The sequence below is a fragment of the Pseudomonas sp. TH37 genome (assembly GCF_016650735.1).
GTDB lineage: Bacteria > Pseudomonadota > Gammaproteobacteria > Pseudomonadales > Pseudomonadaceae > Aquipseudomonas > Aquipseudomonas farris.
Genome location: NZ_JAEKFD010000001.1, coordinates 867,234 through 881,227 on the forward strand (window position 1 = coordinate 867,234; position 13,994 = coordinate 881,227).

Annotated in this window: 9 protein-coding genes and 2 tRNA genes; 8 read left to right on the forward strand and 3 right to left on the reverse strand. The window is 59.3% G+C overall.

What is annotated here, in order from left to right:
• Window positions 1-101 precede the first annotated feature (101 nt).
• Both JFU11_RS04110 and JFU11_RS04115 read left to right on the forward strand, forming a co-directional pair.
• Window positions 102-1,817, forward strand: coding sequence for a proline--tRNA ligase (locus JFU11_RS04110; protein WP_201059866.1), 1,716 nt, complete (start codon window positions 102-104; stop codon window positions 1,815-1,817).
• A 17-nt stretch (window positions 1,818-1,834) separates the two neighbouring features.
• Window positions 1,835-2,788, forward strand: a complete 954-nt coding sequence (locus tag JFU11_RS04115) for a hypothetical protein (protein ID WP_123719803.1) — start codon at window positions 1,835-1,837, stop codon at window positions 2,786-2,788.
• 100 nt (window positions 2,789-2,888) lie between these two features.
• Here JFU11_RS04115 and dinB read toward each other — a convergent pair whose 3' ends face one another.
• A complete protein-coding gene (gene dinB / locus JFU11_RS04120) occupies window positions 2,889-3,950 on the reverse strand; it encodes a DNA polymerase IV (RefSeq protein WP_201059867.1) in 1,062 nt (353 codons plus the stop codon).
• A gap of 301 nt (window positions 3,951-4,251) precedes the next feature.
• Between dinB and JFU11_RS04125 the strand changes: the two genes are divergently transcribed.
• From JFU11_RS04125 to JFU11_RS04140, 4 genes are all read left to right on the forward strand, one after another.
• Window positions 4,252-4,328 (forward strand) — tRNA-Met (locus JFU11_RS04125).
• 220 nt (window positions 4,329-4,548) lie between these two features.
• A tRNA-Met gene (locus tag JFU11_RS04130) sits at window positions 4,549-4,625 on the forward strand.
• Between the two features lie 277 nt (window positions 4,626-4,902).
• The gene (gene mprF / locus JFU11_RS04135) at window positions 4,903-7,545 is read left to right on the forward strand and encodes a bifunctional lysylphosphatidylglycerol flippase/synthetase MprF (protein ID WP_123719805.1); all 2,643 of its coding nucleotides are present in this window, start codon (window positions 4,903-4,905) and stop codon (window positions 7,543-7,545) included.
• Complete coding sequence (locus tag JFU11_RS04140) at window positions 7,545-8,840, forward strand: virulence factor family protein (RefSeq protein ID WP_201059868.1); 1,296 nt, start codon at window positions 7,545-7,547, stop codon at window positions 8,838-8,840. Before mprF ends, JFU11_RS04140 begins: the two co-directional genes overlap by 1 nt.
• A 230-nt stretch (window positions 8,841-9,070) precedes the next feature.
• Here JFU11_RS04140 and JFU11_RS04145 read toward each other — a convergent pair whose 3' ends face one another.
• A complete protein-coding gene (locus tag JFU11_RS04145) occupies window positions 9,071-9,361 on the reverse strand; it encodes a hypothetical protein (RefSeq protein WP_201059869.1) in 291 nt (96 codons plus the stop codon).
• Window positions 9,362-9,863: 502 nt separating this feature from the next.
• Between JFU11_RS04145 and JFU11_RS04150 the strand changes: the two genes are divergently transcribed.
• Entirely contained in the window at window positions 9,864-10,190 is a 327-nt protein-coding gene (locus tag JFU11_RS04150; protein ID WP_201059870.1) for a DUF3077 domain-containing protein, read from the forward strand.
• 206 nt (window positions 10,191-10,396) lie between these two features.
• Here the strand turns inward: JFU11_RS04150 and JFU11_RS04155 are convergent, their stop codons facing one another.
• Window positions 10,397-12,298 carry a potassium transporter Kup gene (locus JFU11_RS04155; protein ID WP_123719808.1) on the reverse strand — a complete coding sequence of 634 codons (1,902 nt, stop codon included), beginning with the start codon at window positions 12,296-12,298 and terminating at the stop codon, window positions 10,397-10,399.
• A gap of 289 nt (window positions 12,299-12,587) precedes the next feature.
• On the opposite strand from JFU11_RS04155, the gene rimO reads away from it, so the two are divergent.
• Window positions 12,588-13,925: a 30S ribosomal protein S12 methylthiotransferase RimO gene (gene rimO / locus JFU11_RS04160; protein WP_048393845.1), complete on the forward strand. Its 1,338-nt coding sequence runs from the start codon at window positions 12,588-12,590 to the stop codon at window positions 13,923-13,925.
• The last annotated feature ends 69 nt before the right edge of the window (window positions 13,926-13,994 follow it).

Sequence of the window (13,994 nt, forward strand, 5' to 3'; positions counted from 1 at the left end):
CGCCCTCTGCGACACAGCCGGCCGCACTCCTGTACGCCAGCAGATCTCGCCCGTACAATGTTCCGTCATTTCTCGTCATCAGCAACCGACAACGGCCAACCATGCGCACCAGTCAATTTTTGCTCGCCACACAGAAAGAAACGCCTTCCGACGCGGTCGTCATCAGCCATCAGCTGATGCTGCGCGCCGGCATGATCCGCAAACTCGCCTCGGGCCTGTACACCTGGCTGCCCATGGGCTTGCGAGTGATGCGCAAGGTCGAAGCCATCGTGCGTGAAGAAATGAACGCCGCCGGCTCTCTCGAAGTGTTGATGCCGAGCACGCAACCGGCTGAGCTGTGGCAGGAATCCGGTCGCTGGGAAGAATACGGCCCGGAATTGCTGCGCTTCAAGGATCGCCATGGTCGCGACTTCTGTGCCGGCCCGACTCACGAAGAAGTCATCACCGACCTGATGCGCAACGAGCTGAGCAGCTACAAACAGCTGCCGATCAACCTGTATCAGATCCAGACCAAATTCCGTGACGAAATCCGCCCACGCTTCGGTTTGATGCGCGGCCGCGAATTCATCATGAAGGACGCCTATTCGTTCCACGCTGATCAGCCTTCGCTGCAGATCACCTACGACCGTATGCACCAGGCGTACTGCAACGTGTTCACTCGCTTGGGCCTGAAATTCCGTCCGGTTGAAGCCGACAACGGTTCGATCGGTGGTGCCGGCTCCCACGAGTTCCACGTACTGGCCGAATCCGGCGAAGACGATATCGTCTTCAGCAACGGTTCCGACTACGCCGCGAACATCGAAAAGGCCGAAGCCGTACCGCGCGAAACCTCTCGTGCCGCGCCTACCGAAGAGCTGCGCCTGGTCGACACGCCGAACGCCAAGACCATTGCGCAACTGGTCGAAGGCTTCAATCTGCCGATCGAAAAGACCATCAAGACCCTGGTGGTGCACGCTGAAGAGCAAGGCAAACTGATTGCCCTGATCATCCGTGGCGACCACGAGCTGAACGAAATCAAGGCCGCCAACCAGCCTGGCGTTGCCAGCCCGCTGGTCATGGCTTCCGAAGCTGAACTGCGCGACGCCATTGGCGCCGGCGCCGGTTCTCTTGGCCCGTTGAACCTGCCACTGCCGATCATCATCGACCGTTCCGTCGAGCTGATGAGCGACTTCGGCATTGGTGCCAACATCGATGACAAGCACTACTTCGGCGTGAACTGGGAGCGTGATCTGCCGGTTCCGACCGCTGCCGACCTGCGCAATGTCGTGGCCGGTGATCCGAGCCCTGACGGCAAAGGCACCCTGGAAATCAAGCGCGGCATCGAAGTCGGGCACATCTTCCAGCTGGGCAACAAGTACAGCAAAGCGATGAAGTGCGAAGTGCTGGGCGAGAACGGCAAGCCAGTCACCCTGGAAATGGGCTGCTATGGCATTGGCGTGTCCCGCGTGGTGGCTGCTGCCATCGAACAGAACAACGACGAGAACGGGATTATCTGGAGCGACGCTCTGGCTCCGTTCCAGGTTGCTCTGGTACCGCTGCGCTACGAAACCGAACAGGTTCGCGAAGCCACCGACAAGCTCTACGCAGAACTGACTGCCGCCGGCTTCGAAGTGCTGCTGGACGACCGCGACAAGAAAACCAGCCCGGGCATCAAGTTCGCGGACATGGAGCTGATCGGCATTCCACACCGGATCGTGGTCAGTGACCGCGGCCTCGCCGACGGCAACCTGGAATACAAGAGCCGCACAGAGGCCGAGGCGCAAGCGCTGCCGGTCGCTGACGTGTTGTCTTTCCTCCAGGCCCGTATCCGCCGCTGACACCAAATAGAGACGTCATGTTCAAGCGAAACACCTTAGGCCTCGGTAGCGCCGCCTTGTGCGGCGCGCTGCTGGTCAGCGGCTGTGCCAATCAGATGTCACAACGTAGCGAGCACGAGGAACGGGTCGAGCGCAAATTGCTCGATCACAGCCTGCAGATCGATGTCGGCGAGCCCAAGGTGCTTGAGCTGCCGCAACGTCGGGTGAAAATCCACGAGCAGAAGACCTTCGAAGTCACCGAGTTCGAAGTCACGCGTCGCTACGATCGCTATACGCCTTACCAACCCTGGAGGGAGGTCTACGAGATCCCGCTGGGCGCGGTGGCCGTGGTGGCTGGTGTCGGTGCGAACGTGGTCAACGTGTTCGCCCTCGGCAATCTGCCAGACAGCGTGACGAAAGACTGGCTCGGCTATGGCTTCGCCGGGCTCAACCCGTTCATGAACGCGCAGTCTCATGGTCGGGCGCAACAGAACCTGGCGGGCATCGACGAAGTCCAGCGTGACAAGCGCACGGAATACTCGAGCCTGCCGTGGAGCGAGCGCCCGGTGCAGGTCAAGGCTGGCAAGAACACCTTCGAGCTGAGCACTGACCGTAACGGCGTGTTGCGCCTGAACCTGCTGGACAGCCCGTTCGCCGAACATGACCTCAATCATCTGGGCAAGCTGCAGATCAGTGTCGAGGACAACAAGGACGATGTGCACACCGACTCATCTTTGGCGATCAGCAACAACTTGCGCGGTAAGCTGCTCGAAGCGCATGGGCTGATTTACGACGACCTCGAAGACGACGAAGTGAGCCAGTGGGTACACCGGGTCAAACGTCTGTCGGAACTGGGTCTGGAAGAAGAAGCCAGCGAGCTGGAACAGAGCCTGATCGAACTGACGCGCAACGATCCCGAGTTGCAGACCGAATTCCTCAAGTCGCTGACCAAGGATGCCGGGCGACTGGTGGCGGATCCGGGACCCAATTAAACGCTTAAAAGCATCGCGGGCAAGCCCGCTCCCACAAGGACGATGCAGTACCTGTGGGAGCGGGCTTGCCCGCGATGACGCCATTACATTCACTGCAAAACTACCGCTCAAACAACTCCATCTGCTCAAACCCGCCCCGCAAATCCTCCAGCCTCACCCCAATCCCCAACAACCGCACCGGTTTCCCGCCACGGTTAAAGGCCTGGGTCAGCAGCAACTGATAACTCCCCAGATCCCGCCCTGCCCCGGCCTGCTCCAAAGTCGTCTGGGTAAAATCATGAAATTTCACTTTGACGAACGGCTTGCCCGGACGATAGCTGCTGTCGATCCGCGCCATGCGGCCATTCAGGGATTCCAGCAACTCAGGCAATTTATCCAGACAACTCACCAAATCCGGCAAGTCCACGTCGTAAGTGTTTTCGACGCTGATCGACTGCCGTCGACTGTCGTTGTGCACCAACCGCTCATCGATCCCACGGGCCAGGCTCCAGAGTCGCTCGCCGAAACTGCCGAATTCGCGCACCAGTGCCAACTTGTCCCACTCACGTAAATGCGAGCAATCGACGATGCCCAGCCTGCCGAGTTTGTCGGCGGTCACTTTGCCAACCCCGTGCAGCTTGCTCACCGGCAAACCACTGACGAAGTCTTCCACCTGATCCGGCGTGATCACGAACAGGCCGTTAGGCTTCTTCCAGTCGCTGGCGATTTTGGCGAGAAACTTGTTCGGCGCCACGCCGGCCGACACGGTGATGTGCAACTGATTGGAGACCCTGCGGCGAATGTCCTGGGCGATTCGCGTGGCGCTGCCGCCGAAATGCGCGCTGTCTGACACGTCGAGGTAGGCCTCATCCAGGGAAAGCGGCTCGATCAGGTCAGTGTAATCGCGAAAGATCGTATGAATTTCCTTCGATGCTTCTCGATAGGCATCCATGCGCGGCTTGACGATGGTCAGGTCCGGACAGAGTTTCAAGGCATGTCCGGAAGACATGGCCGAGCGTACGCCATAAGCCCGCGCTTCATAGTTACAGGTGGCAATCACCCCACGCCGATCCGCCGAGCCGCCCACCGCCAATGGCTTACCGGCCAGGCGCGGGTCGTCACGCATCTCGATGGCGGCGTAAAAGCAGTCACAATCGACGTGGATGATTTTTCGCTGCGTCATATAAAAGCAGTGTTCATGGCGAAGAAATGAGGTGTTGTTGAGTCATACCGGCAGTATCTCACTGACACCTGTATATAGCACCAGTACTCTGAATGTTCTTTTTCCCTTGTAGGAAAAGCACCGGAGGAATTTATTTTCTCAATCGAAAGAGCCCTCTCGATAGAGCCACAAGCCTTGCCCTGCCTGCGTTTCAGACCGGTCAGCCGTTGCTTTTTTCACCTAAGCGCTTGAACAGGAACAGGTTTTACCGAGATTGAAGGTTGACAGCCCTGCGATCCTCTGTAGAATGCCGACACACAGACGCGGGATGGAGCAGTCTGGTAGCTCGTCGGGCTCATAACCCGAAGGTCGTCGGTTCAAATCCGGCTCCCGCAACCAAACATCAAAAAAGGCTACTCGAAAGAGTGGCCTTTTTTGTGCGCGCCTGTTTTATAAAAATCAGCGGTCCATGCCTTTCGGCACAGAAACAAGAAATCGTTCTGATTCCGAAACTTAGGTCTCCCCTGCGATCGTTCACCGTCGTTTTACACTTATTTGAGCCATACTGGGATTAACGGTTGACACTCCGGCGTTCGCCTGTAGAATGCCGCCACACAGACGCGGGATGGAGCAGTCTGGTAGCTCGTCGGGCTCATAACCCGAAGGTCGTCGGTTCAAATCCGGCTCCCGCAACCAAACATCAAAAAAGGCTACTCGAAAGAGTGGCCTTTTTTGTATCTGTTGAAAAAGTCCTTTCGCAACAAAGACCTGTCACTGTGCAGTGAGCCGTTCGGGGTCGTCAGACTGTGCGTTCAGAGCAGACTGAACCGCAGACGAAACCCTCTACGACTGATGACGCGCCATCGCCCACATCCGGTGAGAGGCGTTAATATTTGTGATTATTTTTTTCTACAGGGATTGGTAACTTGGCTGGATACCTCCATCCTGTCGCGCACAATCCAAGAGGTGATTGATGCGCGCCAACTCGTCTGATCCACAAGACACTGTCACAGCGACACAACCGATCAAAGCCGAGCGTCTGCGCTTGCTGGATCGAATCAGCAAATATCGCCAACCCATCGGTCTGGCGGTCACTTTGCTGTTGTTCGCCGTTGCGCTGATTGCCTGTCGTCACCTGCTGAGCGAACTCGATCTGTATGCGCTGCACGACTCGATTCTGGAAGTGCCGAAACCGGCCTTGCTGGGTGCGCTCGGCGCGACCGTCATCGGCTTCATCATTCTGCTGGGTTACGAATGGTCGGCCAGCCGTTATGCCGGCGTGACGCTGGCGCCGCGGATATTGGCATTGGGCGGCTTCACCGCATTTGCCATTGGCAATGCCATCGGCCTTTCGCTGCTGTCAGGCGGCTCGGTTCGCTACCGTTTATATGCACGTCATGGTGTGGGGGCTTCGGAAGTCGCGCACATGACCTTGTTTGCCAGCCTCTCGCTCGGCTGCGCCCTTCCGCCCCTGGCCGCCCTCGCCACCCTCAGCAACCTGCCCGCCGCCTCCGCAGCCCTGGGTTTCTCCGAGACGTTGCTGGGCGCGATTGCAGTGGCCGTGCTGGTGCTCTCCACCGTACTGGCCATCGGCATCTACCGCCGTCGCTTGCCGGAACAGCCTTACCCGGACAACCTGCTGGTCAAGGTCGGTCGCCGCACCTTGCGCCTGCCGGGTCGCCGCCTGACGTTCCTGCAACTGGTCATCACCGCTCTGGACGTGGCCGCCGCCGCGACCGTGCTTTATCTGTTGCTGCCGGAAGCACCGCCCTTTGGTGCGTTCCTGCTGGTCTATCTATTGGCCCTGGCCGCTGGCGTACTCAGCCATGTGCCGGGCGGTGTCGGGGTATTCGAAGCGATTTTGCTCGCGGCCTTCGCCGACAAGCTCGGTGCTGCGCCACTGGCCGCCGCGCTGCTGCTTTACCGCCTGATCTACGTGGTGTTGCCGCTGCTGGTGGCTTGCGTACTGCTGCTGATCAATGAAGGCCAGCGCCTGTTTCAATCGCGCCAGTCCTTGCGTGCTGCATCTGGCATGGCCGCGCCGATTCTGGCGGTGCTGGTGTTCCTGTCCGGCGTGGTGTTGCTGTTTTCCGGCGTGACGCCGGAGATCGATACACGCCTTGAACACATCGGTTTTCTGATCCCGCATCGATTGGTCGACGCCTCGCACTTCGGCGCCAGCCTGGTGGGCGTGCTCTGCCTGCTGCTGGCTCAAGGGCTGCGTCGCCGCCTGTCAGCCGCGTGGATGCTGACCACCATTTTGTTGTTGGTCGGCGCCCTGCTCTCGCTGCTTAAAGGGTTTGACTGGGAAGAGGCTTGCCTGATGACGCTGACGGCGAGTTTGCTGGGGGTTTTCCGGCGCTCGTTCTATCGCCCCAGTCGCCTGACCGAAGTACCGTTTTCGCCGCTGTACCTGGTGGCCAGCCTCTGCGTACTCGGCGCATCGATCTGGTTGCTGCTGTTCGCCTATCAGGACGTTCCCTACAGTCATCAACTCTGGTGGCAGTTCACCCTCGATGCCGATGCCCCGCGTGGCCTGCGCTCGCTGCTCGGCGCCGCGGTCCTGCTGGTGGTGGTGTCCCTGACCTGGCTGCTGCGCACCGCGCGCCCGGTGATCCACCTGCCAACGCCCGATGAGCTGGAGCGCGCGGTAAAGATTCTCATGGCCTCGTCCCAACCGGATGGCGGCCTGGCCCTGACCGGTGACAAGGCGCTGCTGTTTCACCCCAACGACGAGGCGTTTCTGATGTACGCCCGCCGTGGTCGCAGCCTGGTGGCGTTGTATGACCCGATCGGCCCGACCCAGCAACGGGCAGAAATGATCTGGCAGTTCCGCGACCTCTGCGATATCCATCACGCCCGCCCCGTGTTCTATCAAGTACGCGCCGAGAATCTGCCGTACTACATGGACATCGGCCTGACCGCGATCAAGCTCGGCGAAGAAGCCCGGGTCGATCTGCACCGCTTTGATCTCGAAGCCAAGGGCAAAGAGATGAAGGACCTGCGCTACACCTGGAACCGCGGCACTCGTGACGGTCTGTCGCTGGAAATCCATGAGCCAGGGAAAGCGCCGATGGACGAGCTCAAGGCTATTTCGGACGCCTGGCTGACCGGCAAGAATGTGCGCGAGAAAGGCTTCTCGCTCGGGCGTTTCAGTGATGACTACCTCAAGCACTTCCGTGTCGCGGTGATTCGTTTCGAAGGGCGCCCGGTGGCGTTCGCCAACCTGCTCGAGACCTACGGCCATGAACTGGCCAGCCTCGACCTGATGCGCGCGCACCCCGACGCCCCCAAGCTGACCATGGAGTTCATGATGGTCGGCCTGATTCAACATTATAAAAATCATGGATACGCGCGCTTCAGCCTGGGCATGGTGCCGTTGTCGGGGTTGCAACCCCGGCGCGGCGCACCACTGACCCAGCGCCTGGGCTCGATGGTATTCCGCCGTGGTGAGCAGCTGTACAACTTCCAAGGTTTGCGCCGCTTCAAAGACAAGTTCCAGCCCGACTGGGAACCCCGTTATATGGCCGTGCCCGCCGGACTCGATCCGCTGGTTGCCCTGGCCGACACTGCCGCCCTGATTGCGGGCGGCTTGACTGGATTGGTGAAACGCTGATGATTCAACGCTCCCTGCGGTACGTACTGGCCACACTGGTAGTGCTGGCCCTGATTGTCGGTGGCGGTTACTGGTACCTGAAACGCCCGGCACCGGAACCGACCCTCGAACTGCTGACGCCGGCCGATGGTGCCGCGATGACCCGCGTCATCCCCGGCAACACGCCGCGCGCCCAGGTGCTGGTGGCGGTCAATGAAGAGCAGAAGCTCAGCGACAAACAATTGCTGACCCTGAGCCGCAGCGGCTCGGCACAGATCGTCCAGGTGATCCTGCCCAAGGACTGCATCCTGCAAGGTCGCGCCCTGCAAGCAGGTCTCAGGCAACTCAAAGGCCCGGCAACCCTTGTCAGCGGCATCGGCCCTGGCGCCGTGCTGGCGTGGCGCTGGCTGGCCGAACAGAAGGACCAAAAGGCCCAGGCGATTTCGGTCGACCTGGCCCTGGAAAAACCCGGCTGCACTCATCTGCTGCCGAAAAGCGCTGCCCATGGTCACTGGCTGGTGGCCTGGAACGACAACCCGGACGACACCAGCGCCGGTTTCGTGCGTGACCAGGCCAATGCCGAAACCAGCATCAGCGACTACGACATCAACCTGCCGCAAGTGCTGAACAACGAACTGCGCAAGATCCTCGTCGGTGGCGATAAAGCCGCTGGCGGCCTGCAGATCCCGGTGGTCGAAGTGCCGGCCGGTCAGGCCAAGGACACCGTCACCCTGTTCCTCTCCGGCGACGGCGGCTGGCGCGACCTGGACCGCGACGTAGCGGGCGAGATGGCGAAGATCGGCTACCCGGTGGTCGGCATCGACACCCTGCGCTACTACTGGCAGCACAAGAGCCCGGAACAAAGCGCTCTGGACCTGACCGAACTGATGCAGCACTACCGGCAAAAATGGGGCACCAAGCGCTTTATCCTGACCGGTTATTCGTTTGGCGCGGATGTATTGCCCGCCATCTACAACCGCCTGCCGGAAGCGGAGCAGCAGCGCGTAGACGCAATCATCCTGCTGGCCTTCGCCCGCACCGGCAGCTTCGAAATCGAAGTCGAAGGCTGGCTCGGCAACGCCGGCAAAGAAGCCGCCACCGGCCCCGAAATGGCCAAGCTGCCGCCGGAAAAAGTGGTGTGCATCTACGGCGAAGAAGAAGTCGACGAGAGCGGCTGCACCGACAAGACTGCCGTGGGCGAAGCGATGAAACTGCCTGGCGGCCATCACTTCGACGAGAACTATCCTGCATTGGCACAGCGTTTGGTGGATGTGATCGAGAAGCGTCAAGGGAAGGAGACGGCGGCTCAGGAGTGATCTGATCCGCGCTCACAAAAAAGCCCCCGACACCTCACGGTGCGGGGGCTTTTTCATTTGTACAAAGATCATCTAGACGCCGCAAATTCCTGTGGGAGCGGGCTTGCCCGCGATGGCGGTATGCCTGCCACATCAATGTCGGATCTGCCGCCGTCATCGCGGGCAAGCCCGCTCCCACAGGATCTGCGTGTCGCCTGTGCGAATGCGTCTACCGCCCGCAAGACTGGCTCTTAGTCTTTCCTGGAGTACCGTGCCCGCATATCGTCGTGACTAACTGCGTTGGCCTGATCAAACCCTATCAATCGCTCCCCGGCTGCTGCTTCAACGCGAAGATCCTTAAGCTCGTCGAGCATTTCCTGATACCCATCGACATTGATAATGACCGCTGCTGGCCGATTATCTTTGAAAATGACCAGGCGCTCGGTGGCACGGCTGGAGATCTCCTCGAGTCTCGCACTGAAGCCCCTGACCATTGCAGGCATCGATGTCGCTTGGTCAGCACGCTCTAATGATGCCGTCATACCTATCTCTCCTCACAATCATGCAAATTTGAACACACAGCTTCACGCAGAGCATTGCGTCGAACTCGACATACAGAAAGCTGCAAAAAACGCGAATTTACCAAGCTGCGTTTTTCAAGCTCACTGGGCATGTTTAGTTTCGTTTACTAAAAGATCTCGCAATATCGGATGACGCCCGCAGACCTTGTAGGCAAACTCCTAATCTTGCCAATTGGGTACGTTTGGGCACTTTGCTGCCTTGTTGGGCTTTTCTTCGACGGGATACTCTCCGGACGTCGCTGACCATTCAGCGATCGGGCTTGGAAACCCGTCGAGCGAATAGTAACAACGTGCCCAACATGACCGCAGACCTTTACGGCTGCAATCTTGTGTCATGGCGGTTGTGCGCGGGACGTCTTCGGACGTGCCGGTTTCCTAGGCTCCCGGTTTTCCAACCTGCGCACAGCTGCCACCCATTCGCTTGGAAACGAACGTGGCAGTTCCTCAAGCTTAGGGAATAGACATGTCCAAAATAGATCCGTCCGCGATTTCAGAACTAAAAACCATCGGCCTCACCCCCCTCATCTACTGCTCGGATCAGGCGTTGTTCAACGTCCGCGCCGGCGTTCCCATTGTTGATGCCTTGTCACAAGCCTCCGACCTACTGTTCCTCGCCAAATCCTTTACCGAGGATGCAGCCTACATAAAAGACACCGACCGCCACGCCTGGGCCGCGCATTATTTGACGGCTATGTCCAAGGCAGTGATTGATGATGTGGTGAAGGTGCTTACACCTCGACCTGCTCGGACAAAGACCGAATCTGAAGAAGAGCTGCCTGAAAGCAAGTAAAGGCTTTTCCATTCCAGCAGACACTCAAATACCTGTGGGAGCGGGCTTGCCCGCGATGACGGCCGCAGATCCAACATTGATGTGGCAGACATACCGCTATCGCGGGCAAGCCCGCTCCCACAGGGTTCTTCGTTGGAGGGGGATCAAATGCCAGTCAATAAAAAGCCCCCGCTACCTTCATGGCAACGGGGGCTTTTTCATATGGCTTACATTTCGACTTGCGTACCCAGCTCAATCACCCGATTCAACGGCAGATTAAAGAAACGCAAATTACCGTTGGCATTCTTCAACATGAAGGCGAACAACGCCTCGCGCCAGCGGGCCATGCCTTCGAGTTTGGAGGCGATGACCGTTTCACGACTGAGGAAGTAGGTTGTGCGCATCGGGCTGAAATTCAGGTCATCCAGATGGCACAGTTTCAAGGCCTCAGGCACATCCGGCTCGTCGGTGAAGCCGAAGTGCAGGATCACCCGGAAGAAGCCTTCGCCGTAGGAATCGACATCGAAACGCCGTTGTGGCGGGACGCGCGGGATGTCTTCGTACACCACTGTCAGCAGCACTACTTGCTCGTGCAGCACCTGGTTATGCAGCAGGTTGTGCAACAGCGCGTGAGGCACGGCATCCGGGCGGGCGGTAAGGAACACAGCGGTGCCCTGGACCCGATGCGGCGGTTGCACGCGGATACTGCTGATGAAGATCGGCAGCGGTAATCCGCCTTCGTCGAGACGCTCCACCAGCAGTTGCTTGCCGCGTTTCCAGGTGGTCATCAATACGAACAACGCGATACCGGCGATCACCGGGAACGCACCGCCCTGAATGATTTTCGGCACGTTGGCGGCGAAGTAAAGACCGTCCACCAACAGGAAACCCAGCAGCACTGGAACTGCGAGGATCGGTGGCCACTTCCATAACAGCAACATCACCGCCGACACCAGGATGGTAGTCATCAGCATCGTGCCAGTCACCGCCACGCCGTAGGCCGAAGCCAACGCGCCGGAGGACTCGAAGCCCAGTACCAACAGGATCACACCAACCATCAATGACCAGTTCACCGCGCCGATGTAGATCTGGCCTTGCTCGGCACTGGACGTGTGCTGAATGTGCATGCGCGGAATGTAGCCGAGCTGGATAGCCTGACGAGTCAGGGAGAACGCACCGGAGATGACCGCTTGCGAGGCAATCACCGTGGCCATCGTCGACAATCCCACCAACGGAATCAGCGCCCAGCTTGGCGCCAGCAGATAGAACGGGTTACGGGCGGCTTCCGGATCACCGAGCAGCAACGCGCCCTGCCCGAAGTAATTCAATACCAGGGCCGGCAGAACCAGAATGAACCAGGCCCGGGCGATCGGCTTGCGACCGAAGTGGCCCATGTCGGCGTACAACGCCTCGGCACCGGTCAATGCCAGCACCACAGCGCCAAGAATCGCGATCCCCATGCCCGGATGGACAATGAAGAAGCGCACGCCCCACACCGGATTCATCGCCTGCAACACTTCCGGGTGCTGACTGATGCCATAGACGCCCAGCGCGCCCAGCACCAGAAACCAGGTGACCATGATCGGCCCGAACAGAATGCCGATCCGCGCCGTACCGTGACGCTGAATCAGGAACAACGCCACCAGCACGATCAACGACAGCGGCACCACCCAATGGTCGATACCCTCGAATGCCAAGCCCAGGCCTTCAATCGCCGACAGCACGGAAATCGCCGGGGTGATCATGCTGTCGCCGTAAAACAGCGCCGCGCCGATCAGCCCGCAGACCACCAGCAAGGTACGCAACTTCGCATGCCCTGCCGCTGCCCGCCGAGCCAGTGCGGTCAAGGCCATGATCCCACCTTCGCCCTGGTTGTCGGCACGCAGTACGAACAGCATGTATTTGATTGAGACGACCCAGATCAGCGACCAGAAGATCAGCGCCAGAATGCCCAGCACGCCGTCATGGTTGACGGGCACGCCATAGCCACCGGAGAACACTTCTTTGAGGGTGTACAGCGGGCTCGTGCCGATATCGCCATAAACCACCCCGACCGCCGCGACCAGCATGCTGATCGGCTTCGCCGCCGAATGCCCGTTGGCGACCGCCTGACTACTTGCCTGCCCCATCCAAAACTCCTACTACTCAGACTCGGACTTCTTATAAGAAGCACTATGCTTTGCCGTGCAGCATGCGCTGTTTTACATCACGTTACAGACGTTTTGTTGACTGTAAAAATTCGGTAAAGCGCAACGGCGCGAAGCATAGCGCAGCACTCGTCGTATTTCCCTGCATAAAGCTGGTCAAGTGCGCCTCTCACCGCTAGAATTGCGCACTTTTTGACCAGAGGCGCAACATAGCGCCCGTCTGTCGCCTTGCCGTCTTCGGCTGGAGGCGTCACAAATACCGAGGTTAGACATGTCCACCACTCCTGCGCCGGCCAATCCAAAGGTTGGCTTCGTATCCCTGGGTTGCCCGAAAGCACTGGTCGACTCCGAGCGCATCCTTACCCAGCTGCGCATGGAAGGCTATGACGTTGTGTCCACTTATCAGGACGCCGACGTCGTGGTGGTCAACACCTGCGGCTTCATCGACTCGGCCAAGGCTGAGTCCCTGGAAGTGATCGGCGAAGCTATCAAGGAAAACGGCAAGGTCATCGTGACCGGCTGCATGGGCGTCGAAGAAGGCAACATCCGCAACGTGCACCCAAGCGTATTGGCCGTGACCGGTCCGCAGCAGTACGAGCAAGTGGTCAACGCCGTGCACGACGCCGTGCCGCCGCGCCAGGATCACAACCCGCTGATCGACCTGGTGCCGCCGCAAGGGATCAAACTGACCCCGCGCCACTACGCCTACCTGAAGATTTCCGAAGGCTGCAACCACAGCTGCAGCTTCTGCATCATCCCGTCGATGCGCGGCAAACTGGTCAGCCGCCCGGTCGGTGACGTGCTCGACGAGGCCCAGCGCCTGGTCAAGGCCGGCGTCAAAGAGCTGTTGGTGATTTCCCAGGACACCAGCGCCTACGGCGTCGACGTGAAATACCGCACCGGCTTCTGGAACGGCGCGCCGGTGAAAACCCGCATGACCGAACTCTGCGAAGCCCTCAGCACTCTCGGTGTCTGGGTGCGTCTGCACTACGTTTACCCATACCCACACGTCGACGAGCTGATCCCGCTGATGGCCGCCGGGAAAATCCTGCCGTACCTGGACATCCCGTTCCAGCACGCCAGCCCGAAAGTCCTGAAAGCGATGAAACGCCCGGCCTTCGAAGACAAGACCCTGGCACGGATCAAGAACTGGCGCGAGATCTGCCCGGACCTGATCATCCGTTCGACCTTCATCGTCGGCTTCCCTGGCGAAACCGAAGAAGACTTCCAGTACCTGCTGAACTGGCTGACCGAAGCGCAGCTGGACCGCGTTGGCTGCTTCCAGTACTCGCCGGTCGAAGGCGCACCGGCCAACCTGCTGGACGCGGCCATCGTTCCGGACGACGTCAAGCAAGACCGTTGGGACCGCTTCATGGCGCACCAACAGGCCATCAGCTCGGCGCGCCTGCAAATGCGCGTTGGCCGTGAAATCGAAGTGCTGGTCGATGAAGTCGACGAGCAAGGCGCGGTTGGCCGTTGCTTCTTCGATGCCCCGGAAATCGACGGCAACGTGTTCATCGACAACGGCAGCAACTTGAAGCCAGGCGACAAAGTCTGGTGCAAAGTGACCGACGCCGACGAATACGACCTGTGGGCTGAACAGATCTAAACGCAAAAAATACAAAAAGCCCTGCTCTCTTGACGAGATGCGGGGCTTTTTTACGTCTATCGTTTTGTG